Source organism: Planobacterium oryzisoli, assembly GCF_015354315.1.
Taxonomy (GTDB): domain Bacteria; phylum Bacteroidota; class Bacteroidia; order Flavobacteriales; family Weeksellaceae; genus Planobacterium_A; species Planobacterium_A oryzisoli.
In genome coordinates, this window is the sequence record NZ_JADKYY010000013.1 from 1 (window position 1) to 22,427 (window position 22,427).

A 22,427-nucleotide genomic window follows, 5' to 3' on the forward strand; every position below is an offset into this window, starting at 1 on the left:
CAAGAAAAGGACGGCATAAACCGTCCTTCTGCTTGGGCTAAAAACCCAAAATCTACTTTTTTAACCCCAATTGGCTAAAAACAAAAGACTGTCCTCATTTTTAGTTATGGGGACAGCCTCTTTTATTTTGGAAATTGGTTTGCTTATTTTCTAAGACCCAATTCAGCGATAATCGCTCTGTAGCGGGTAATATCTTTTTTCTTAAGATAATCCAACAATCTTTTTCTCTTACCTACCATTTTCACAAGGGAACGCTCCGTAGCATAATCTTTGTGGTTCTTTTTAAGGTGGGAAGTAAGGTGGTTAATACGGTAGGTAAAAAGTGCTACCTGCCCTTCTGCAGAACCTGTGTTTTCTGCTTTTCCTCCGTGTTTTTCGAAGATTTCAGCTTTTTTCTCTGATGTTAAGTACATGCCAATATTATTTAATGATTATTATGTAACGAGCTGCAAAAGTACTACTTATTTATAAAACACACAACTCTAGATAAAAACAAGTATTATAGTAGAAAAATTGTTAAAAAAATCTTAAATAATAATACACTTTACCCCTCCTTTGGTTCTATTTTTGTACCAGATACATACGATGAAAAACGCTCTGCTCTCCACAACTCCGCTCTGCATACTGCTTCTATTTTTGCAAAGCTGCACCACTCTTTACGCTTCCACCGACCCAGTAAACGAAAAACTTTCTGCTCAAAAAAAGCAAAACTACCAAATCGTATACTTCAACCCTCAGATAGAGCCTAATATTGAGGAAATAAAATTTCCAACGTACCAAGCTTTTTTTGACGGTATGACGCAAAAAACAGCCACTTACGACAATATTCGTATTATGCGCATTGATGATCCTCAGTCCTATCAGAATGTAGATCTGGATATGGTACGTAGTGTATGCAAGCACAATCAATCTAATATAGCGATAGTGCCTAAAATCAAGTATTTCAAGGTGGGACTGGGAAAATATGTATTTTCAAATCAAGTGGTAGTGACTCTTAAGATGTACGATGCTAATGGCAATTTACTTGCGGAGTCAGAGCATGACACGTACAAAAAAAACAGGAAACTGTTAAGTAATACAGAGAACTCCATCCGAATGGGAGTAAGTGGTGCGATGGACGGACTGCTTAAAAAACTAAAGTACCTGGAACGCCGCAATTAATCTTGTTTTATGCGTATCATCTCACTGGTCCCCTCGGTGACTTTTTCCTTACTGGACCTTGGACTTCCTGTAGGGCAGTTAGTGGGCCGAACCAAATTCTGCATTTCTCCTAAAAATCTCCTAAGCAGTTGCCCCGTAGTGGGAGGAACCAAATCACTTAAATTAGAGGTGATCGCCCGGCTCACACCCGATCTTATACTCGCCAATAAAGAGGAGAACACGAAAGAAGAAATAGAGGCCCTTGCAAAAGACTTCAACGTGTGGACCTCTGAGGTCTCCTCGCTAGAGGACAATAGTAAATTTTTATTGGAACTTGGCCATAGAATAGGTCGTAGCACCAATGCACAAAGCTTCGCTAAAGAAATTGAGTCCATTTTTGATAGGCCCTGGGAACAAAAACAGATGGCTACGTACCTCATCTGGCAAAATCCGCTGATGGCTGCAGGTGGCGACACTTTCATCTCCGATGTCTTAAATAGCTTGAACATCCCAAATGCCCTAGGTACTAAGAAGCGGTACCCTACACTAGAAAACAATGACCTGGACGAAATACCCAATATTCTGTTATCTAGCGAACCCTACCCTTTTTCCGAAAACCACAGAATACAGATGCAGAATCGCTACCAAAAAAGTAATTTAGTGCTTTGTGACGGACAGGCCTTTTCCTGGCACGGAACCTTTCCGAGGCATTGCAGAGAATACTACAGGCGTTTTACCCAACAGCTTCTATAGTATTACAGACAGCTTGTCGCACAACCATTCCAGCATTTCTCGGTCCTCTTCTGTAAAGGGATCCAGTGAATGGGAATCGATATCGATTTGACCTATATTTTCCCCGTCCTTTATTATAGGAACTACTATCTCTGCCTTAGTATCAATAGAGCAAGAAAGGTAATTGTCCTGGGCATGCACATCAGGCACTACAAAAGTCTGTGACGAGACAGCAACTTGGCCGCAAATACCACGACCGTAAGGAATTACGGTATGGTCGGTCTCGGCGCCTACGTAGGGACCTAAGATGAGCTCCTGTCTCTCCGGGTGTTTGAAATAGAAACCGGTCCAGTTAAAATAGGGTATTTCCTGATCCAGTAATGTGCAGATTTTTTGCAGCTTATCGTTAGTATCCGTACTTGGGCTCTCGATGATGGAGAGAAGCCTCTTTTTTAGTTCGTTCATAATTCGTCAATTGAAATTATTTCTTTGTATCCAAAGAGCCCACGCTCTTTAATCATCTCGGCCACACCCTCGGGAAGCTGTGTTTCCCAGCCTGGCTCCTGGTGTGTAATTTTAGAAAGGATTTCTCTGGAGTAAATCTCCGAGAAATCGGGATTGTAGTTCTCTATGTCCACTATACGGCGGTTGGCAATAAAATATTTATAAAGTTCTTTTAAATTCTCCTCCACTTTAAGATTTTTAGAAGTGAGCAGCTGATTGGAATCCGGATCCTTGTAGGGATAGAGATAGACCCGCATGTCTTTTCTAAAGAATTTACCGAACGCTTCCAATATACCCCCGGAGAGATGGTTGTAGTACTGTTCATCAAACACCATAAGCAGGTTATTCACACCCATAGCAATTCCCAGATATCTGGTATTGTAGCTATTGAAATATTCTGCCATTCGGTAATACTCTGAGAAGTTGGAGATCATTACCGTGTATCCTAACTTAGCCAATACGTCCACGCGGTCTAAAAAATCCCTCTCGTCGATTTTTCCTGTTGCCCGTAAATTAAACGTGGTAATTTCAAAAATAATTACGGTATCTTCCGGGGAACCTTCGGTATCTTTTAGGAACATCTCGAGTCCTTTCTCAAACATGTCTATATTAACAAGGGTCACAGGACGAAAACTTCCTCTCACTGCGAAGACATCTTTCTTGTAAAGTATATCGGCAGGAAGCATGTTCTTTCCTTCCGAATTAAATACAACGGCATCGGTCATTCCCTTCTTCACCAGCTGCAGGGACATCAGTCGGTTATCCACATACGGGAAAGCCGGTCCTTCAAAGTGGATCATATCGATTTCGATCTTATCCACCGCAATATCATCATACAAAGACTTTATCAGGTTCCGGGGATTGTCGTAATAATTGAACGCTCCGTAAATGAGATTAACGCCAAGAAGACCCAAAGTTTCCTGCTGCAGGCTGGTCTCGTTTTCCTTAAATTTCACGTGAATTATTATTTCACTGTAGGCCTGACCGGGCCTATGCTGAAACATAAGTCCGACCCAACCGTGTCCCTTGAATGTTTTATGGTAGTTTATAGTGGTTACGGTATTGGCATAGGAAAAAAACCTTCGGTTTGGGGAGTGGGAATTGTCCAGTCGTTCATCGATTAGTTTGATCTCGTGCCGCAGCATTTTTTTAAGGCGTACCTGGGTAACAAAACGGTTTTTCTCTTCGGTGCCATAAATAGCGTTGCTGTAGTCTTTGTCGTAGGCCGACATAGCTTTTGCAATGGTATTGGAAGCACCGCCTGCACGAAAAAAATGACGTACCGTTTCTTGGCCGGCGCCAATTTCAGCAAAAGTACCGTAGATATTCTGGTCTAAATTGATAGCCAAGGCTTTCTGCTTAGGTGTCAATAAGGGCTTGATATCAGACATCGTCAATTTTTGGTAAAAATACTCATAAAAAGGAATAAGTTCCAACCTAGATTCTCAACTGCTTTGGAAACTAGTTTATAAACTCTACTCCTAAAAAGCACACCTGGGCGGCATATTAAATTTAGCTTAAGTTCACTAGGGTTGCTGACAAAAAAATGTATTTTCGTTTTTACATTTACTATAATGTACAAAAAAACAACTTGTACCCTCCTTAAAGTTCTAAATTATGCCATTGCATTGGTGTTCTTCTCCGAAGGACTGCAAAAATTCCTTACGCCCGAAAAAACAGGGGCAGGCCGGTTCTCTAAGATTGGATTTGAGTACCCGGAGCTATGGGCATCGCTAGTGGGAGGCCTCGAAATACTCTGTGCTATAATTCTAATTCTTATCCCTCTACAACGTATCGCAACCCTGGTGCTTCTGGTAATCATGGCCACTGCATTTATTACCACCAAGATTCCACTTCTATCTAGCGAGGGATTTTGGGCTTTTGCCCATGGGTACCGCACAGACTTTTTCGCTACGGTACTATTAGTTTTGATGCTGCGGTACGAAGGCGTTTTCAAAAAAGAAAATACAGAAGCGAATGAAAAACAGCACTGATTTAAAGGAAGTGGCCCTACTCTTTTTAAAACTGGGCTGTACGGCATTTGGTGGTCCCGCAGCTCATACTGCAATGATGCAGCGGGAGGTGGTGGAAAAAAGACGGTGGATGGATCATGAAAAATTCTTAGACCTAATGGGTGCCACCAATTTAATACCCGGTCCTAATTCTACCGAACTGGCAATCCATCTGGGTCATGTGCGCGCAGGTTGGAAAGGTCTTCTCGTTGCTGGATTCTGTTTTATATCTCCCGCCGTACTAATGGTTTTGACTTTAGCGTATCTCTATAAGAAATACGGCACACTACCGCAAATTGAGCCCTTTATTTACGGTATTCAACCGGCGGTTATAGCAGTTATAGTAGCTGCCGTCTACCCTTTGGCAGAAAAATCAATAAAAAACCGGACCCTGCTTATCGTAGGAATTGTTGTATTTATTCTCGCAGTTTTAGGCGTCAAAGAGCTCTATTTACTCTTCGGCAGTGGTCTATTCATGATGGGAATGCATTTACTTGGTCACCGAAGTGGAACCCGTGCATTTCTCCCTATACTGCTTTCCACCAAACCCTCTCTGGCGTGGCTTGACCCTTCGATTTTGCAGTTGTTTTGGATTTTCCTTAAAATAGGTTCGGTTCTCTACGGCAGTGGATATGTTCTCTTTGCCTTTCTTGAGCAAGAGCTGGTACAAAGAGGACTTCTGACTTCGAAGCAACTACTGGACAGCATCGCTGTAGGACAGTTTACACCGGGCCCGGTTTTTACCACCGTAACTTTTGTGGGGTATTTAATGGAGGGCTGGAATGGAGCCTTAGTATCTACTGTAGCTATATTTCTACCTGCATTTGTTTTTGTTGCGCTACTTGGCCCACTGATGAGACTACTTCGTAGCTCCAAGATTTTCTCCACTTTTTTGGATGCAGTGAATGTAGCATCGGTGGCCTTAATTGCCGCCGTATGCGTTAGTATGTCCCTGCAAACGCTTTCCGACTGGCGTACAGTTGCAATAGCTCTTAGCGCGTTTGCTGTGCTTTGGCGCTTTAAGACCCTAAATTCCGCATGGGTAATTATAGGAGGTAGTCTTGTTGGTTTCCTATTGAGCTATACGGGATAACTAGATTTTCATGGCCATTTAAATATTGTATATTTGGTTAAAACTTAAAGTAAGGCATGAAATTTACATTTTTGGGAACAGGCACTTCTCAGGGAGTTCCCGTGATAGGATGTTCGTGTCACGTATGTAGTTCCACAGATCCTAAGGACTTGCGACTTCGATCTGCTGCGATGCTTTCCAGTGAGGACGATAAAAATTTGCTTATTGACTGTGGACCCGATTTTAGAGAGCAAATGCTTGCATTAGGTGCGGAGCATTTGGAGGCCATTGTCTTGACCCATGAACACAACGACCACGTAATAGGACTCGACGATGTTCGCCCACTTATTTTCAAATCCCGAAGGGACATGCCTATTTATGCCCATTCCCGTGTTCATGCAGAACTTAAGGTGCGATTCCCGTATGCTTTCGCTCAAGAGCGCTATCCCGGGGCGCCTTCTTTTGAACTTTTTCCCATAGAGCAGAATGCCCTTGAGATTGGTCCATTTACGCTTCTACCTCTGCCTGTTTTACATTACACACTTCCTATTTTTGGATTTAGGATAAAGAATTTAGCCTATATAACGGACGCTAGTTCCATTCCAGAAGCCACACTATCAAAGCTGGAGGGTCTGGACTATTTAATTATAAACTGCATCCGGAAGAGCCAAGCACATCCCGCCCATTTTGTACTAGAAGATCTGCTGCCGGTCATTGAACGAATTGCACCTGCCCGCGCACTGCTGACCCATATATCCCATCAGTTTGGCGTGCACGAAGAGGAAAATGCGCTCCTTCCCAGCCATATTCAACTTGCCTACGACGGTCAGGAAATTCATTTTTAAGGAATTTATTCGTATCGTATTTTATAAAGTGGGAAATTTATTTATATTTGCACACCATAATTGCCCAGGTGGCGGAATTGGTAGACGCGTTGGTCTCAAACACCAATGCCTTTGGCGTACCGGTTCGATCCCGGTCCTGGGTACATGTAATTTTAAAACCTAGCTGAGTATCAATCGGTTAGGTTTTTTATTTTGTTGAATGTTCCCAAATTGTTCCCGCTGAGCAATTATTTCTATATTTTAATTTATCCATAGAAAGTGTTTCAAAATTGCTGGGACATAAAAGTATTAAAACCACAAAGCGCTACGCTAAAATTTTGGATAAAAAAGTAAGTGAGGATATGTGTAAACTCAAATTTCTCCTACAGCGGAAATACCAGCATAAACACAGCAAAAAACTCGGCACATAGACCGTTTATTTGCTCAACCTCGCTCCGCAATCAACTCCAGTACTACGAGAATTTTTTTATTATTTGTAAGTTTGAAAAACGAAAATGGTTTTTGCTCAGGTTCGTGTTTATAGAAAGTTTTGGCTTTCTTAGCCCCGCCTTCGCAAAGCCCTTTCCCAATAAAAACAAAGTTACTAAAACGGCGAATGGGAAAAGCTACCGGAGGTTTAGTTCAACAATGTATTTCTATATGCGGGGTTGACGGTTAGCAGTAGAGTATTTGACATCCAAAGCCACAAAAATTTTCACCGCTTCCAATTTTTTAGTAATGTAGTCAGCGGAGACATCGAAGATTCGACGGAGTCAAAATTTTTGTTCAGGGTGATTATCAGTATGAAAATTTGTCATCTTTAGCCCGCATACAGAAATACTCTCTCGTTATCTGCAACCGGATTTGAGATTCGCTACCAAAAATAAATTTTTTTAATACCAATAATTGGTATATTTGGATAAAATTATTTTGTGATGGCAAAAAATACGTCGATATTATTGGGAGATCATTTTGATCAATTCATTTCCCAGCAAATTAAAACAGGAAAATTTTCTTCCGCTAGCGAAGTTGTGAGAGCTGCTTTGAGAATGTTTGAACATGAGGAATCTAAAAAAACTCAACTGATTAACGAACTGAAAAAAGGTGAAAAATCAGGATTTGTAAAAGATTTTGATCGCTCAAAATTTTTAAAGACTCTTCACAATAAATATGCCGCTGAATAATGAAATACAAAATCAGCAAAGAGGCAGAAGGAGATTTAGAAAAAATCTGGCTATACACTTTTGAAACTTGGTCTTTGCAGCAAGCTGATTATTATTATGATTTGCTTATGGACGAAATTGAGTATCTCTCTGAAAATCCTAAAAACGGACAAGATTGCAGCCAGCTTAGAAAAGGATATTTCCGTTCGAGAGTAAAATCTCATTTCATTTTCTATCGCGTAAACGTCAAAAGAGATGAATTAGAAATTATCCGTATACTACACCAACAAATTGATATTGACGCGCAACTAAATGATTGAAAAGTTCCGGCTGCAGTAGTCGATCTGTATAGAAATATCAGTATTGTTTAGTAAAAAAACGACGGTACCGGCGCTTAGTGGAGCTTAGCTCTTAGAAATACTACCAGTAATTGGCAATTAATTAGTAGGCTAAAGTGCCTACGTTATGTAATTTCGTTCAAAAATTAGTATGAAAGCAATAGAAATTTCGCAAAGACCTTGGGGAAGTTACGAAGTACTCTTCGATGAGCCTCACTTCAAATTGAAGCGCATTACCGTGGAACCCGGACAAAGACTCTCCTATCAGTACCACTTCAAAAGGCAGGAAGCTTGGACCCTCATTGAAGGCAGTGCTATGGTAACCCTTGAGGGTGAGAAAAGGCAGGTATCCTATGGAGAGACGGTCCTTATTCCCCTAGGTGCAAAACACCGCATCGAAAATACGGGCACCCAAAGAGTCGTCTTTATAGAAGTGCAGACAGGAACCTATTTTGGAGAAGACGACATTGTGCGCTTGGAGGACGATTACCAGCGTTCCTAAAAATCTATAGTGTAGCTACGCGCCCTCTTATTTACCCGCTAGGGCGCGTAGCTTCAATCGGACGAGTCGTCCGGATAGTTTTAAATCCTCCATACCCCATCTACCTGTAGAAGAGGCAGATGGATAGAGAATGGAACAGGTCTCGTCCTTATCCGATACGGACCACGTGAGCCAGCTTATACCTCTTTTTTCCATCCAATCGATATACGCAAGCCAAGACACGGTATCGAGAGGACCGTCCCCAGTGGCTTCCATTGCTGCACTTTCGGAAACAAAAATAGGCAACCCCTTTTCAAGTGCCTTATCGGCTCGCTCCCGTAGCCATTCTTTATGGGTCGCTGCATAAAAATGTAGGGTGTACATTAGATTCGAGTCCGTAAGAATAGGATCGTTGGCCGCAAGATGTACGTCCTGATCCCAGGAAGGAGTACCTACAAGGATTACATTGTACGGGTCGTTTTTCCTGATAACACTTATAATTTCTTCCGCATACGATTTTACCTCTGGCCAGGTTTCGTAATCAGGTTCATTGAAAACTTCATAAATGATATTATCGTATTTGCCGTACTTTTTTGAGACGTAGGCAAAAAACTCCCGTGCCTCTGGCAGATAAATATCGTGTGTATGCCAGTCAATGACTACATACATTCGGTTCCTTACCGCGCCACGGACGACATTATCCAGAAGTTTCTTTGCTTTCTGCGGGTTCTGCAGATACGAATTAGGCAGATTTTTGTCTACACCGATAGCTGCCCGAACCACATTGGACGAGAAGTCCTTTTTCAGCCAGCGGACCGTCTGCTTTTGGTAAAACCGAGGCCAGAAATTATGCCACCCAAAGCTCATACCTCGGAGTTGTACCGTATTTCCACTCTCTCCTACCAACTGCACTCCCTCTACGCGGAGCCTGCCAAAGGGTCCCGTTCCTTGTGCCTGCAGTACTAGGCTACCTATACACAGTATCCCTATTAAGAGTATCTTCTTGCTCATTTCTCAGGTATTAGGCGATAAACAACTACATCGTGGGGTTCCAGTTCCAAAACGCTCTTAGCCCTAGTACTTCCTTCATTACGTTTTTTCCACAAGTTCCGTAAACGGAAGGTGTTTTGCACTAGGTCCAGCTGATAGGGAAAGTCCGGATCTTTAATAATCTCCCGCGACCAATTAAATTCTATTTTTTGTTTCTGAGTGGAGCGGTTAAGAAACGCAACAGCAAAATTACGCTCTGCAAGAGGTTTAACCCATATCTCTACCTCGCCCATAGTCTTCCATTTAAATCCTTGTACACCGAGTGGATCTTGGTTAAGCGCAATGATATCTCTATCGGTAAGTATACTTAGTGTCTGAGCACTCATGCTGCGTAAATCGTTACCTGCAAAAAGTGGAGAAGACATCATTGACCACATGGTAAAATGGGTGCGGTCCTGCGCCGCACTCATTCCATTCCCCACTTCGAGCATATCGAAATCATTCCAACCGTCTGGTCCACTGTATTTACGAATATTTTCTCGCATATTGAGTATTCTCAGTACACCCCAGGAGCTCCATCCCGTAGGATGCTTATGTTCGCAATCAAAACAAGGATAGATATCTCCCGATATTCTCCACATATGACCAAGCGGCTCCGCCCACTCCCAGGGCTGATTATCACCCCATTCGCAAACGGAAAAAACGATATTTCTACCGGTCTGTGCAAGGGCCTTACTCATGGTAGTATAGGCCTCCTTAGCCTGGATACCCTCCGTACCGCACCAGTCGTACTTAAGAAAGTCCACACCATGGCGCGCATAAAAGCGCGCATCCTGGTATTCGTATCCGCGCGTCCCTGGATAACCGGCACAGGTTTGTGTTCCTGCCGAGTTGTACAATCCGAACTTCAGACCCTTGGAATGGACATAATCCACCAGGTTTTGAAGGCCACTTGGAAACTTCTCTGGATCGGGGATAAGATCTCCATTGGAGTCTCTGCCGTCCTTTTTCATCCACCCATCGTCAAGTACCAGATAGGTATATCCGGCATCACGCATGCCAGAACTTACCATTTTATCTGCCATTTCTTTGACAAGTTGCTCGTTGATATGCACTTCAAAAGTATTCCAAGAATTCCATCCCATCGGAGGGAGGGAGGCTAAATTTTCAATTTTCTGAGCTGAGAGTAACTGCATTATAAATACAAATGCTAAAGTAATTTTGAATTTCATAACCAATGGTATTTTAAAAACAAACCCCGCTAGTACGGCAGGGTTTGACAAAACAACGTTTTGTGAGAAACTAAACAAATGCTATTTCAGTACAAATCCCATATCATCAATCAGAAGGGTGTTTCCTCCAAAGTTTCCGGCTTCTTGGAAGGTAATCTGATCAAATGTAGTAGGGTTACCTATTTCAGAAAATGGAATTTCAATACTCGTCCAATCACTTCCTACCGATTTGGTAATCTGATAGGCCCATCCTCCAAAGACTAGTACCAGCTTGGCATCCGGATTATCTGTCATACTTTTAATGCGGATTCGGAATGCTTTGTACGGTGTTACGTCACGCGGTGTAAACTTAAAATCTGCTCCATCCCAGCCGCCCATTGCTATTTTCATACTTTGAACTCCTTGCGCGGCATCGTCCTGATGGTCCGTCACAATGGCATTGCCACTCCATGTCCAGTGTCCTGCATCGCCCTGAAGCGCATCGTCGTAAAGAGCTGAACCTATGGCCTGAGGAGCAGTAACAGTTCCAGACATAGTGGTTACACTTACCAACTTATGCATTGCGTCGGCTGGAACGCGGGCTTTGATTTCCGTCAGTGTAGAAGAAACCACTTCCACCTCTTGTTCTCCAATCTTCACTACAGGGTCCAGAAAATAATTCCCATAAAGCGTAATGAGATCTCCCGTCTGTGGATTGATCGAGTTATAGCTGTCAAATACTGGCGCAGGAGGTGCTACTACAAAGTCGTACTCAGTCTGGCCATACTTAGTTACAATCTGCACTTTATTTGAAGTGTCCGCATACGGTGTGTCCTGATGAATGGTAACAAAAATGGTATTGTCTGTCACCAGATTAGGATTAAAGACTGCTTCTTTACCGTTGAAACTAATTTTCTGTAGGGTTGAAAAGCCACTACCTTGAATAACGTAGGTGTTTCCCGCATAACCAAATGCAGCAGGCGAGAGGTCACTGGGTTGTCCGTCTTCATTCAGAGAGGCGCTAATGGACTGTATCTCTGGTGCAGAGAGTGAAATCTGCTGCTCGTTATTTTCGTCACGGCAACTTATAAGGCCTATACATAGCAGCATTGCCGAAAGCAGACCTATACCGTATTTTCCTATTATCTTTTTCATAACTGTATTTTATTTAAACGTATACGCAACTGGTTCTTGGGTCAGTTTGGGATTCTTTGCTACTTCATTAGTAGGATACGGCAGAAGGAAATCATTTTCTTCAGGAGTAAAGTACTCCTCTCCCCATATGCTTCCTCTGTTTTGCGCCGACATAATAGCTATGGCCTGAGCACGCGGAAGCCTACCTAAATCAAACCAGTAGTCCCCTTCAAACGCTAGTTCTTTTCTTCTCTCCAAGAATAGCTCGTTGAATGTAAAGGAACTCACACTTTGCAGCCCGGCACGGTTTCGCACAGCGTTGAAGGATCTTAAAGCTGCCGCATCCGCGGTGCTACCACCGCCAGCCAAGATGGCCTCGGCATGAATTAGTAGAAGTTCTGCGTAGCGCATGATATAGGTATTGTTATCCATCATAGCCCAGGAATCTGCAGGCCCTGTAACATCTCCATTGACAATTCCGATTGTGTATTTTTTAATAGCTGCCCCAGCTCCCTGGCCACCTATCTGGTCTGCAGCAGGTACTACCAATGGACCAAAGGAGGAACCAATTTTTGCTTTGATGTTAGGATATTCATCTCCAGGCAGCATAATAGTTTCTTTTCGACGCAAGTCATTGGAAGAATAAAGATTAAGGATATCTTGTGAAGGCGCAAATACCCCACCGTACGTAGCATTACTAGTAGAAATAGTACCGTTGCTTATACCGAACTGTGTGTTGGCATTATTGGCAGAGCCGTAATTCCCGTCCCCTTTCCATTGCAAGGCAAATATGGATTCCTCGTTATTATCGTGGGAATAAGTGAATAGATCGGCAAAACTTTTGCCCGGCAGAGCACTACCCCCCAGCAATTTGAACTCTCCACTGTTTATGACTTCCTCTGCCAGCTGCTGGGCTTTTGGATAGTCCTTACGGTAAAGGTATACTTTCGCCAATAACGCCTTGGCAGAACCTTTTGAAACTTTTGCATTAGAGGCATAGGCCGACCCCCTTACCTTGGAAGGAAGAAGTTCTGATGCCTTCATATAATCACGAGTTATGAGTTCGTAAATATCCTCTACCCGGTTGGTATTGAGCTGTGGGTTTGCAACATGGTCCAGGTTGTTTTCTATAATGGGCACGGGACCCCAAAGTCGTACCAAATAAAAATAGGCGGTGGCTCTAATAAAATAGGCCTCACCCAGCGCTTGGTTAATGACCGCGGGAGAAACCTCTTTTCCTACCCTTGTCTGAAGATTGTTAATCAGATAATTTGCCTGAGCTACATTCGCCCATAGGGACTGCCATCCATTATTAAGTTCTGGGTCTGAACCAGTGATGGAGAAATTACGCATGGCGTTGACATCCGAGGAGTTGGTATACATATTACCCGAGCCCACTTCGGAGATTGCGTAGAAAAATTTGTTGTTGAACTGGAACCATGTCCGGTAATATAATGCATCCGTTGCGCTCATTACCTGCTCATTGGTTTTGTAATAACCCTCTGCCGTAAGTGAATCTTCGGAAGGACGGTCGGTGAAATCATTGGTACAGGAAATACCTAGGAATAAAATTCCGCTGCATACAATAGACTTCCAATTTATAGTGGTTGAAACTTTCATAATTCTAATACTTTAAAATTCTAAATTAACGCCTAAAGCGAAGGTGCGCGGGGTAGGATATCTACCGTTATCAATTCCGTTTAGTAATGGATTCTGGTTGAACAAACCAATTTCTGGATCGTATCCTTTATAGTCGGTGAAAGTGTGCAGGTTCTGCACGGTTCCATAAAGTCGGATTTTTTTCATCCGGATTGCTTCCAGAGCCTCAGGACTAAACGTGTAACCGAGCGTCACATTTTGAATTCGTAAATAATCTCCTTTTTCTATAAAGCGGTCGGAGATCTCTATGTTTCGGTTACTAGAGCTGTTAATAGGTCTTGGCAGAGCTGCATCGGTATTATCAGGTGTCCAGTAGTCCATTGCTTCTACAAATTGGTTTTGATAAAGCATCGCATTCTGTATACCGTTTCTGTGCGTTAGATTCATCAAATCGTTGCCAAACACACCGTATAGGAATACGGACAAATCAAAATTCTTATACGAGAAGTTATTAGTCAAACCGATGTTGAATTTTGGATTTGGATCCCCTATGATAGTACGGTCTCCGTCATCAATTTTCCCATCCCCATTGATATCCACATAACGTACATCCCCAAGGTAGGTCTGTCCCGGCGCAGTACCAATACTTTGACCAAACTGCACTGGCGCGGCAGTTAATTCTTCTAAGGTCCGGAAAATGCCTGCTGTTTTAAAACCCCAATAGGTACCAATTGGCTGGCCTACGAGTGTATTAGAAACTACATACGGCTGGTATCCATTCATGTTGGCCTGTTCGGTTAGGGTGATTCCATTGAGGATATCAAGGAGTTTATTTTGGTTATGGGAGAAAGTGAGCGTAGTATCCCATGCAAACGTATTAGACTTGTCGTTGTGGTAATTCAAAGTAAATTCCACCCCTTTGTTTTCCACCTGACCCATGTTGTAGTAAGGAGAATCCAATCCGCCAATCCAAGATGGGCCGCCGGTTAGATAATCCGGAAGAGGATATTGGAAAAGGAAATTATCGGAAAGCTTCTTGTAGAAATCTACCGTGAAATTCAGACGGCGGTATAGTGCCAAATCCAATCCAATGTCGGTCTGCTTCATATGTTCCCAGGTAAGCTCTGGGTTAGGGATATTGGCTGGAAGGAAATACTGCGTAAGATTCGATGCGAAGCGTCCGCCCGGAATCTGTTGGTTTCCAGTTTCTCCGTACCCTGCACGTAATTTAAGTAACGTGACCACTTCGGCAAGTGGTTCAAAGAAAGGTTCAGAACTCAATTTCCAAGACACTGCAACGGAAGGGAAGTAACCGACCTGTTTACCTTTTACCGCAGGGTCGAACTTCGAGGACTGGTCCCTGCGAATGGAGGCTGTAAGACTATAACGACTGTCGAAATCATAGATTAATCGGCTAAAAAGTGAATACAGTGCTCCACTACCCTTGTAGCCAGTAACGGTGCGGCTTTCGGGATCAGACATGGAGAGGTTGTAAATATCATTGGTTTTAAATCCATGTGCTTCGGCTACAATACCCTCCCAATGCGAATCGTTTGCCTCCTGACCTGCAAGGAGGGTAAATTTGTGTTGCCCAAGGCTCAAATCGTATGTAAGTAAATTCTGAATATTCGTCGAATACCAGTTTTGTCTTCTCTCTATTAGATCGGCAGTGAGATTTACTTGGGACCCTCGGTCGTAGGACGGTGTAAAGTCCGTATGCTCAGAAAATTCTGTGTTTGCAGAGATCTCGGCACGGTATTTCAAACCCCTTGCAAGGTTTACCTCCGCAAAAAGACCGCCAAGGAAATTCTTACGTACCAGGGAATTGTCCCGTTCCAATGCTTCAGCCACCGGATTGAAATAATTCACGTTCTGTCCTGCAGGAGGAGCCGCGTAGGTTCCATCTAAGTTTCTAATAGGAAGGTCTGGCGCCTGGAGAAGCGTATTGGTGATAAGTCCACCGAAGCTCTGGTTGATGGTAAAGCGCTCATTGGTAATCCCTGTAGAGATGTTGGTCCCTACTTTTAACCAAGACTTGACTTTAGCATCTACATTAACACGGAATGTGTAGCGTTTCATCCCCGTGCCGATTATGTTACCAGACTGGTCCATGTAATTACCAGAAATATAGTAGTTCACCCCCTCTTTACCTCCGGAAAAGCCTAATTGGTGGTTCTGACCGTATCCGAGCTGAAATATCTCGCGCTGCCAGTCGGTTCCTTTGCCGAGCAACTCAGGATGCGCAAATTCCGCACGTGGTTCGGTATTAAATAATGCACCCAAGGCATTCTGGTGCGCAGCGTACTGCTGTAGGTTCATAAGCTCTAGGAAAGTAGGTATTTGCGTGATGTTGGTGGAACCATCGTAGCTAATTCTACCCTCACCTCTTTTACCCGTCTTTGTAGTAATTATAATCACACCGTTCGCTCCCCTGGCTCCGTAAATAGCTACTGCTGAGGCATCTTTAAGAACATCAACACTCTCAATGTCATTAGGATTTAGGAACGATATTGGAGAGACCGCGTTGTTTCCTGAACCACCGGTAGAAGAAAAATCATTTCCCGCAATAGGTCGTCCACTGGTAGCTCTTCCACTGGCATCGCCCGAAATAGGAACTCCGTCGATGATGTAGAGTGGCTCATTTACCCCATTAAGAGAGGTGGTTCCCCGCACCCTGATAGAGGCTGCCGCACCGGGCTGTCCGCTACCATTGGTAACCATCACACCACTCATCTTTCCTTGCAGCATCTGATCAACGTTCATTTGTTTAAGATCTGCAATGTCACCGGACTTGATAGAAGAAATCGCAGAATTCACATCTTTTTTCTTCTGCGTACCGTATCCGATCATTACTACTTCTTCGATCCCTTGGGTTCGAATGGAGTCACCTGTGGTTTGCCCGTCCATGAATGCAAAGGAGCCGAGCAAAAACACAACCGCGGTTTTAAGGCTGGTGCTCTTTGGATTGAAATAAAGAAAACTCTTCATAGTATTTTGATTAATAATTTTGAACACCCTTAAATTTTGAAATATTCATTAATTGAGGATATTCATTAGCAAAACAAATTTATACTGATTGTTAATTGTTTATTAATATTATTTTATCAATTACTCCTACTATTTTCTTATCAGAAATAAAACGGTCCGAAATTGGATAAAATCGGACCAATGTTTATAAATAATATGATAAAATAATATTACAGAATTCGTTTGATGCCATTGAACTCTTCACGGTAACTGCTCGGGGTAGTGCCTTTGACCGATTTAAATACGCGGTTGAAATTCGCAATGTTGTTAAAACCCGATTTATATGCCACCTCTGCAACACTTAGATCTTTCTCGACTAAATTTCTAGCTGCATAACCTATTCTGATATCATTGAGATAGTTGACAAATGTTTTATTAGTTCGTCTCTTTATAAATCTGTTAAAAGAAACGGGACTCATCGAGGCGAGTTGGGAGACTTCTTCCAAGGTGATTTTATTGGAATAGTTCTTCTGAATGTACTCATACACAAGCTTCATCTTGTCGTCCTCTTCAAATTTGTCCTTCTCTACTGTATACGTGGAGAGTATCCGTTGGTTACGGGAAGTAGCCATATCGTGCAGAATAGAAAGAATTTCCAAAAAATAGTCCATACCATCCAGCTTGGAGAGCCCGCAAATGCGGGGAGCTAAGTCCTGAGTGGTCTTGCGTGAAAAAACAACACCATGGGTGGAGCGATTGAACAGATCCCGAATTGGGCGCATAATCCTTCGGGACAAAAGACTCGAATCAAAGAGTTGACCGTCAAACTGAATGGTGATCTCATGAATCCGCTTTTCCTTACATTTATGTGTTTCCCACGCATGGTAAAGATTAGGACCCACAAACACGAGCTCAATATCATCAATCTCCTCAATGCTATCGCCCATTATACGTTTGACTCCTTTTCCGTTCTCAATGAAATTGATTTCGTACTCAGGATGAAAATGCACCGGAAAATCAAATTCATCCTTTACGCGGTCAAAAACCAGGAAACTGTCCAAACTTGACAAAGGAGGGATTTCACGGAAAAAATGAGATTCAGTTTTCATAACTCGCAGATTTTTGATAGAACAATGACAAAATAGTATTAATTAATTAACAATAACAAAAACTACATTTGTGTTAACAAATTTAAAAAATAAGTTTGCATTACAGCAGATTAATATCATTTTGTTTTTCTTGCATTTTCATTAAATAAGCATTTTCATTAAATAAAATATAATATCCGATGAATAGCATAAAGTTTCTTTTTTTCTGCAGCTCCCTACTGCTCGTAGGTTGCCAGAACCGACCGCTGAGCACAGATCCACTAGCCCCAAAGCCTGAAAGTACCTCCAAAGAGATACTCGTATCAAATCTTATGGATCTAGCGAAAAAAGGCTATATGATAGGTCATCAAGACGCTTTAGCGTATGGCGTTTCATGGCGCTATCAGGAGGGAAGAAGCGATATTCAGGACGTCGCTGGGGACTATCCAGCCCTCTACGGTTGGGATATTGGTGGTATTGAACATGGAAAGAAAAATAACATAGACGGGGTCCCCTTTTCAAAAATGATTCAGTGGATCAAAGAAATACACCAAAGAAAAGGTCTCTCTACTATTAGCTGGCATATGGACAATCCTTTATCAGGAGGAAATTCTTGGGATGTTACGGCGGGAACTGTAGAGAGTATGCTTCCAGGAGGAAGCAAAAACACCCTCTACAACCAGTGGCTGGACAGGGCAGCTGATTTTCTCAATGCCTTAGAAGATACGCAAGGAAACAAAATCCCTGTGCTGTTCCGTCCCTACCATGAACTCACAGGAACGTGGTTCTGGTGGTGCCAGAACAACACCTCATCCGACAACTACAAAGCGCTATGGAGGTACACGTTTGATTACTTGACAAAAAACCATCAGATCAAGCATTTGGTATGGGTATATAATACTGCAGACTATGCCACCAAACAGGAGTTTCTCGAATACTATCCCTCAGATGCGCTCGTGGACATGCTGAGTTTTGATAAATACCAATACGGTGCGCCGGATCAAGGGCAGTCGTTTAAGACCACACTTAGAAATCAACTTCAAATCCTAACAGAAATAGGGAAAGAGAAAAACAAGCCCATAGCATTTGCCGAAACTGGCTACGAAACCATTCCCGACCCTCAATGGTGGACCGGTACGCTGCACCAAATCCTTAAAGACTTTCCTGTGAGCCACGTACTTCTTTGGCGCAACCACGGCTGGCAAGAAACAGAACAGAAGATGCACTATTATGCCCCATACGAGGGACATCCATCTGCAAAAGATTTTCAAACATTCCACGCACTGGACGCTACCCTTTTTCAAAGCGACCTCTCAAGAATCAATATTTACCAATAGGATGGAGAACACACCAATAAAACTACAGGAAAAGATAGGATACGGACTTGGCGACGCGGCCTCATCCATGTTTTGGAAGATTTTTAGTATGTATCTTATGTTCTATTATACGGACGTATACGGACTTGCCCCTGCCGTTGTGGGTACCATGTTTTTAATTACCAGGGTATGGGACTCGTTCTTTGATCCAATAGTGGGCATTCTTGCAGACCGCACAAATTCGCGATGGGGTAAGTTCCGCCCGTATTTATTGTGGGTTAGTATACCCTTTGCGCTGGTGGGACTGCTAACGTTCTATACACCAGACTTTGATGAGAAGGGGAAAATCATTTATGCCTACATCACCTACTCCCTTATGATGATGGTCTATTCTTTAATCAATGTCCCTTATGCATCGCTTCTGGGCGTTCTCTCCTCCAGCAGAAAAGAGCGTACTGTCCTCTCGTCCTACCGCATGGTGTTTGCTTTCGCCGGAAGCCTGCTGGCCTTATGGATACTGGAGCCACTCGTAGTATTTTTTGGAGGAGATTTAAATTCCAAGGAAGGGTGGTTTTATGCAATGGTGGTTTTCGGAGCCCTCACCACCTTATTCTTTCTGCTCTGTTTTACCCTGACAAGGGAACGGGTACAGCCTATAGCAGAAAATAACGATCTGAAAAGCGACTTCAAGGACTTATGGAACAATCGTCCCTGGTGGATTCTACTTGGCGCCGGAGTAGCTACTTTAATATTTAATTCCGTTCGGGACGGAGCGGCGGTATTTTACTTTAAGTACTATATCTCCTCACAGGTGAGCCTAGACACTAATTTCCTAGGACAAAGCCTTGGACTCACCCCTACTTCCCTGTACCTTGTGGTAGGGCAAGCGGCCAATATCGTAGGGGTTATTTTAGCCACCCCCATTGCAAATAAAATCGGCAAGAAAAAGACTTTTTTCTACGCCATGCTTCTGGCATTTGTATTCAGTATTGTATTTTATTTCACCAACAATTCTGCACTGATGCCCATCCTAATGCTTCAGTCGCTGATAAGCGCCTGCGCAGGAGCCATCTTCCCATTGATTTGGTCCATGTATGCCGATACGGCAGATTACTCCGAATGGAAACGGGGGCGTAGGGCTACGGGATTAGTATTTTCCGCCTCCTCCATGTCACAGAAATTAGGTTGGACCCTTGGAGGCGCCGCAACCGGCTGGCTCCTCGCCCTGTACGGCTTTCAGGCGAATACCATTCAAAATGCAACAACTCTGGAGGGTATAAAGCTCATGCTAAGTATTTTCCCTGCAGTAGCTACTCTGATTTCACTGCTGTTCATCTGGTTCTATCCTTTAGACGAACAACAGCTACAAAAAATGGAGGAAGAACTCAAAAACACTAGAACTCAATAGTAATCGACTCAATTTAACTATAATGGACACAAACGCACTCTTTCTACAGCGGAAAGAAAATCTTTGGAGCGAATACAATGCATTAATTACACGCTCAAACCATCCTTCAGAAAAATGCTCGAACGGCATCTTTTCTCGATTTAAAAATCCTGTGATTACTCGCAATCATATACCCCTGAATTGGCGCTACCACTTCAATGTGTCCCAGAATCCCTATCTGATGGAACGAGTGGGTATCAATGCTACCTTCAATGCGGGCGCGTTACTATTCAATGGTAAATATGTGCTGTGCGTTAGGGTGGAGGCTAATAACCGAAAATCCTTTTTTGCCATTGCAGAAAGCCCCAATGGAATAGATAATTTTACATTTTGGGACGCTCCTTGCGTTATTCCATCCATTGAAGGAAATCCCGACACCAACCTCTACGACATGCGTCTGATAGCCCATCAAGACGGTTGGATTTACGGTATATTCTGCACCGAGAGAAAGGATCCTCATGCCGCACCGGGGGATACCAGTGCCGCGGTTGCCAACGCTGGAATTGTGCGTACAAAAGACCTTCGCCATTTTGAACGGTTGCCGGATCTAATTTCAACCTCTGGCCAACAGAGAAACGTCGTGCTCCATCCCGAATTCATTGATGGAAAATACGCGGTCTATACCCGCCCACAGGACGGATTCATAGACGTAGGTTCGGGGGGAGGCATTGGCCTTGGATACATTAAAGATATGCTTAACCCTGTAGTAGAGGAAGAATCCATTATATTTGGTAAAACCTACCATACCGTCTATGAACTGAAAAACGGCTTAGGCCCCGCCCCTATAAAGACTTCCAAGGGATGGCTACATCTAGCACATGGTGTACGAAACACCGCCGCAGGGCTTCGCTATACACTCTATGCTTTTATGACGGATCTACACGACATTAAAAAAGTAACTCATATTCCTGCGGGCCATCTAATGGCGCCCGAAGGTAAAGAACGGGTTGGCGACGTTTCCAACGTACTGTTTTCCAATGGTTGGATAGTGGATCCTAACGGACGCATCCTCATCTACTACGCTTCTTCCGACAGCAGGCTGCATGTAGCGGAAACCTCCGTGGAGCAACTGATTGATTATGTAGAAAACACAGCAAGTGATTCACTGACCTCCACGGGCACGGTAGAGGAGATAATCCGACTTATCGAGTCTAATGCACAGGAATAAGTAAAACCAAATTTCATGGAACACCGCTTAGAAAACCTCAACCAACGCGCCTATTCCCAACTGGTCCAAACTCTTGAATTCTGGCTTCATGAAACCACTGACCAGGTATACGGAGGATTTATTGGGCAAATTGACTACCGAAACCATAAAAACCCACAGGCAGATAAAGGAGCAGTACTAAATGCGCGTATTCTCTGGAGTTTCTCCGCAGCTCATCAGCTCATTCCGCACGCAAAATATTTCTCTGCCGCACACCGTGCGTTTGATTATATAGAAAACCACTTCCTTAACCACGACTCCAAGGGACTATACTGGAGCGTAGATTATAAAGGAAGGCCCAAGGAAACTAAAAACCAAACCTATGCTTTGGCTTTCATGATTTATGGACTGAGTGAATTTTACAAAATTTCCGCACATCCCAAAGCCCTAGAATACGCTCTTACTCTATACCAATCTATTGAAGAACATACCTATGACAAGCAGTTCAACGGGTACATCGAGGCTTTGGATTCTTCATGGAACCCCCTAAATGATCTTAGGCTGAGCGAAAAGGACCAAAACACCGAAAAAACGTTCAACACCCACCTCCACATAGTGGAAGCCTACGCAAATCTGTACCAAGTATGGCCCGATCCACATCTTAAAGAAAGGATCAGCAATCTCCTACAACTCTCTATAACGTATTTTGTAGATCCGGTGGCCCACCGCTGCCGACTGTTCTTTGACCGGCAGTGGAACGAAACCCTAGACCATATTTCCTTCGGACATGACATTGAAGCCTCCTGGCTTCTAACCTCATGTGCGGAGAAAACACAAGACATCAAAATGCTCTCACGGCTTAAAAAGCTTAGCCTAAACTTGGTACGAGGGGTAAAAAACGCAGTAGACAAAGACGGGGGCCTATGGTATGAAAAAAGCTTGACAAACAACGATTGGATTTATGAAAAGCATTGGTGGTGTCAAGCCGAATTCTGGATAGGGATGATACACGCCTGGCAACTTACTGGCACAAAACACTATTTTCAACTCGCAGAGGATAATTTCAATTTCGTAGAGAAATACATTGTAGATAGTCAGTACGGTGAATGGATCTGGGGTATCGACAAGGAAATGCGTCCTATTGAAAAAGATAAAGTAGGACCTTGGAAATGCCCCTACCACAACACCCGTGCGTACATTGAACTAATTCAGCGACTAAAACCGCTTTAAATACTTACTTTCCAAGTCGAAAAAACCATTTT

General features: G+C 43.2%; 21 protein-coding genes and 1 tRNA gene. 13 read left to right on the forward strand and 9 right to left on the reverse strand.

Annotated features, from left to right (window positions below; translation table 11 throughout):
- Window positions 1–143 precede the first annotated feature (143 nt).
- Window positions 144–413: a 30S ribosomal protein S15 gene (gene rpsO, locus IC612_RS09215; RefSeq protein WP_194739900.1), complete on the reverse strand. Its 270-nt coding sequence runs from the start codon at window positions 411–413 to the stop codon at window positions 144–146.
- A gap of 172 nt (window positions 414–585) precedes the next feature.
- Between rpsO and IC612_RS09220 the strand changes: the two genes are divergently transcribed.
- Together IC612_RS09220 and IC612_RS09225 are read left to right on the forward strand one after the other, a co-directional pair.
- Window positions 586–1,161 carry a pyruvate decarboxylase gene (locus IC612_RS09220; RefSeq protein WP_194739901.1) on the forward strand — a complete coding sequence of 192 codons (576 nt, stop codon included), beginning with the start codon at window positions 586–588 and terminating at the stop codon, window positions 1,159–1,161.
- A gap of 9 nt (window positions 1,162–1,170) precedes the next feature.
- Entirely contained in the window at window positions 1,171–1,893 is a 723-nt protein-coding gene (locus IC612_RS09225) for a helical backbone metal receptor (RefSeq protein WP_194739902.1), read from the forward strand.
- On the opposite strand, the gene IC612_RS09230 is transcribed toward IC612_RS09225, so the two are convergent.
- Together IC612_RS09230 and IC612_RS09235 are read right to left on the reverse strand one after the other, a co-directional pair.
- The gene (locus tag IC612_RS09230) at window positions 1,888–2,337 is read right to left on the reverse strand and encodes a GAF domain-containing protein (RefSeq protein WP_194739903.1); all 450 of its coding nucleotides are present in this window, start codon (window positions 2,335–2,337) and stop codon (window positions 1,888–1,890) included. The two genes, IC612_RS09225 and IC612_RS09230, sit on opposite strands and share 6 nt — an antisense overlap.
- Window positions 2,334–3,767 (reverse strand): TonB-dependent receptor, encoded by a 1,434-nt coding sequence (locus IC612_RS09235; RefSeq protein WP_194739904.1) that lies wholly within the window; start codon window positions 3,765–3,767, stop codon window positions 2,334–2,336. The genes IC612_RS09230 and IC612_RS09235 overlap by 4 nt, the downstream gene beginning before the upstream one ends.
- A gap of 183 nt (window positions 3,768–3,950) precedes the next feature.
- On the opposite strand from IC612_RS09235, the gene IC612_RS09240 reads away from it, so the two are divergent.
- The 7 genes from IC612_RS09240 (at window position 3,951) to IC612_RS09270 (ending at window position 8,287) form a co-directional block, all read left to right on the forward strand.
- Window positions 3,951–4,370 (forward strand): DoxX family membrane protein, encoded by a 420-nt coding sequence (locus IC612_RS09240; protein ID WP_194739905.1) that lies wholly within the window; start codon window positions 3,951–3,953, stop codon window positions 4,368–4,370.
- The gene (gene chrA, locus IC612_RS09245) at window positions 4,354–5,481 is read left to right on the forward strand and encodes a chromate efflux transporter (protein WP_194739906.1); all 1,128 of its coding nucleotides are present in this window, start codon (window positions 4,354–4,356) and stop codon (window positions 5,479–5,481) included. The genes IC612_RS09240 and chrA overlap by 17 nt, the downstream gene beginning before the upstream one ends.
- A 56-nt stretch (window positions 5,482–5,537) precedes the next feature.
- Window positions 5,538–6,305, forward strand: coding sequence for an MBL fold metallo-hydrolase (locus IC612_RS09250; RefSeq protein ID WP_194739907.1), 768 nt, complete (start codon window positions 5,538–5,540; stop codon window positions 6,303–6,305).
- 62 nt (window positions 6,306–6,367) lie between these two features.
- Window positions 6,368–6,448, forward strand: a tRNA-Leu gene (locus tag IC612_RS09255).
- A gap of 771 nt (window positions 6,449–7,219) precedes the next feature.
- Window positions 7,220–7,468 carry a type II toxin-antitoxin system ParD family antitoxin gene (locus tag IC612_RS09260; RefSeq protein WP_194739908.1) on the forward strand — a complete coding sequence of 83 codons (249 nt, stop codon included), beginning with the start codon at window positions 7,220–7,222 and terminating at the stop codon, window positions 7,466–7,468.
- On the forward strand, window positions 7,468–7,767 hold the full coding sequence (locus tag IC612_RS09265; protein WP_194739909.1) for a type II toxin-antitoxin system RelE/ParE family toxin: 300 nt from the start codon (window positions 7,468–7,470) through the stop codon (window positions 7,765–7,767). The genes IC612_RS09260 and IC612_RS09265 overlap by 1 nt, the downstream gene beginning before the upstream one ends.
- Window positions 7,768–7,945: 178 nt before the next feature.
- Window positions 7,946–8,287, forward strand: coding sequence for a phosphomannose isomerase type II C-terminal cupin domain (locus tag IC612_RS09270; RefSeq protein ID WP_194739956.1), 342 nt, complete (start codon window positions 7,946–7,948; stop codon window positions 8,285–8,287).
- Window positions 8,288–8,314: 27 nt separating this feature from the next.
- Here the strand turns inward: IC612_RS09270 and IC612_RS09275 are convergent, their stop codons facing one another.
- The 6 genes from IC612_RS09275 to IC612_RS09300 all read right to left on the reverse strand — a co-directional run bounded on the left by IC612_RS09275 (window position 8,315) and on the right by IC612_RS09300 (window position 17,276).
- The gene (locus IC612_RS09275) at window positions 8,315–9,277 is read right to left on the reverse strand and encodes a glycoside hydrolase family 5 protein (RefSeq protein WP_194739910.1); all 963 of its coding nucleotides are present in this window, start codon (window positions 9,275–9,277) and stop codon (window positions 8,315–8,317) included.
- Entirely contained in the window at window positions 9,274–10,488 is a 1,215-nt protein-coding gene (locus tag IC612_RS09280; protein ID WP_194739911.1) for a glycoside hydrolase family 27 protein, read from the reverse strand. The genes IC612_RS09275 and IC612_RS09280 overlap by 4 nt, the downstream gene beginning before the upstream one ends.
- A gap of 81 nt (window positions 10,489–10,569) precedes the next feature.
- Complete coding sequence (locus tag IC612_RS09285) at window positions 10,570–11,622, reverse strand: IPT/TIG domain-containing protein (protein ID WP_194739912.1); 1,053 nt, start codon at window positions 11,620–11,622, stop codon at window positions 10,570–10,572.
- A gap of 9 nt (window positions 11,623–11,631) precedes the next feature.
- Window positions 11,632–13,221 carry a RagB/SusD family nutrient uptake outer membrane protein gene (locus IC612_RS09290; RefSeq protein ID WP_194739913.1) on the reverse strand — a complete coding sequence of 530 codons (1,590 nt, stop codon included), beginning with the start codon at window positions 13,219–13,221 and terminating at the stop codon, window positions 11,632–11,634.
- A gap of 12 nt (window positions 13,222–13,233) precedes the next feature.
- Window positions 13,234–16,188 carry a SusC/RagA family TonB-linked outer membrane protein gene (locus tag IC612_RS09295; RefSeq protein WP_194739914.1) on the reverse strand — a complete coding sequence of 985 codons (2,955 nt, stop codon included), beginning with the start codon at window positions 16,186–16,188 and terminating at the stop codon, window positions 13,234–13,236.
- Between the two features lie 209 nt (window positions 16,189–16,397).
- Complete coding sequence (locus tag IC612_RS09300) at window positions 16,398–17,276, reverse strand: AraC family transcriptional regulator (RefSeq protein WP_194739915.1); 879 nt, start codon at window positions 17,274–17,276, stop codon at window positions 16,398–16,400.
- A 179-nt stretch (window positions 17,277–17,455) separates the two neighbouring features.
- On the opposite strand from IC612_RS09300, the gene IC612_RS09305 reads away from it, so the two are divergent.
- From IC612_RS09305 to IC612_RS09320, 4 genes are read left to right on the forward strand one after another with little or no spacing between them, the layout of a single operon-like run.
- Window positions 17,456–18,592, forward strand: a complete 1,137-nt coding sequence (locus IC612_RS09305) for a glycoside hydrolase family 26 protein (RefSeq protein ID WP_194739916.1) — start codon at window positions 17,456–17,458, stop codon at window positions 18,590–18,592.
- A 1-nt stretch (window position 18,593) separates the two neighbouring features.
- The gene (locus tag IC612_RS09310; protein WP_194739917.1) at window positions 18,594–19,979 is read left to right on the forward strand and encodes an MFS transporter; all 1,386 of its coding nucleotides are present in this window, start codon (window positions 18,594–18,596) and stop codon (window positions 19,977–19,979) included.
- 22 nt (window positions 19,980–20,001) lie between these two features.
- Entirely contained in the window at window positions 20,002–21,186 is a 1,185-nt protein-coding gene (locus IC612_RS09315; protein ID WP_194739918.1) for a glycoside hydrolase family 130 protein, read from the forward strand.
- Window positions 21,187–21,201: 15 nt separating this feature from the next.
- On the forward strand, window positions 21,202–22,395 hold the full coding sequence (locus tag IC612_RS09320) for an AGE family epimerase/isomerase (protein WP_194739919.1): 1,194 nt from the start codon (window positions 21,202–21,204) through the stop codon (window positions 22,393–22,395).
- Window positions 22,396–22,427 lie beyond the last annotated feature (32 nt).

Coding starts and splice junctions, on each gene's coding strand:
- IC612_RS09300 (WP_194739915.1), bottom strand. CDS start 17,276: ATGAAAACTGAATCTCATTTTTTCCGTGAAATCCCTCCTTTGTCAAGT.
- IC612_RS09260 (WP_194739908.1), top strand. CDS start 7,220: ATGGCAAAAAATACGTCGATATTATTGGGAGATCATTTTGATCAATTC.
- IC612_RS09220 (WP_194739901.1), top strand. CDS start 586: ATGAAAAACGCTCTGCTCTCCACAACTCCGCTCTGCATACTGCTTCTA.
- IC612_RS09240 (WP_194739905.1), top strand. CDS start 3,951: ATGTACAAAAAAACAACTTGTACCCTCCTTAAAGTTCTAAATTATGCC.
- IC612_RS09320 (WP_194739919.1), top strand. CDS start 21,202: ATGGAACACCGCTTAGAAAACCTCAACCAACGCGCCTATTCCCAACTG.
- IC612_RS09235 (WP_194739904.1), bottom strand. CDS start 3,767: ATGTCTGATATCAAGCCCTTATTGACACCTAAGCAGAAAGCCTTGGCT.
- IC612_RS09275 (WP_194739910.1), bottom strand. CDS start 9,277: ATGAGCAAGAAGATACTCTTAATAGGGATACTGTGTATAGGTAGCCTA.
- IC612_RS09250 (WP_194739907.1), top strand. CDS start 5,538: ATGAAATTTACATTTTTGGGAACAGGCACTTCTCAGGGAGTTCCCGTG.
- IC612_RS09265 (WP_194739909.1), top strand. CDS start 7,468: ATGAAATACAAAATCAGCAAAGAGGCAGAAGGAGATTTAGAAAAAATC.
- IC612_RS09225 (WP_194739902.1), top strand. CDS start 1,171: ATGCGTATCATCTCACTGGTCCCCTCGGTGACTTTTTCCTTACTGGAC.
- IC612_RS09310 (WP_194739917.1), top strand. CDS start 18,594: ATGGAGAACACACCAATAAAACTACAGGAAAAGATAGGATACGGACTT.
- IC612_RS09295 (WP_194739914.1), bottom strand. CDS start 16,188: ATGAAGAGTTTTCTTTATTTCAATCCAAAGAGCACCAGCCTTAAAACC.
- IC612_RS09315 (WP_194739918.1), top strand. CDS start 20,002: ATGGACACAAACGCACTCTTTCTACAGCGGAAAGAAAATCTTTGGAGC.
- chrA (WP_194739906.1), top strand. CDS start 4,354: ATGAAAAACAGCACTGATTTAAAGGAAGTGGCCCTACTCTTTTTAAAA.
- IC612_RS09290 (WP_194739913.1), bottom strand. CDS start 13,221: ATGAAAGTTTCAACCACTATAAATTGGAAGTCTATTGTATGCAGCGGA.
- rpsO (WP_194739900.1), bottom strand. CDS start 413: ATGTACTTAACATCAGAGAAAAAAGCTGAAATCTTCGAAAAACACGGA.
- IC612_RS09280 (WP_194739911.1), bottom strand. CDS start 10,488: ATGAAATTCAAAATTACTTTAGCATTTGTATTTATAATGCAGTTACTC.
- IC612_RS09305 (WP_194739916.1), top strand. CDS start 17,456: ATGAATAGCATAAAGTTTCTTTTTTTCTGCAGCTCCCTACTGCTCGTA.
- IC612_RS09285 (WP_194739912.1), bottom strand. CDS start 11,622: ATGAAAAAGATAATAGGAAAATACGGTATAGGTCTGCTTTCGGCAATG.
- IC612_RS09230 (WP_194739903.1), bottom strand. CDS start 2,337: ATGAACGAACTAAAAAAGAGGCTTCTCTCCATCATCGAGAGCCCAAGT.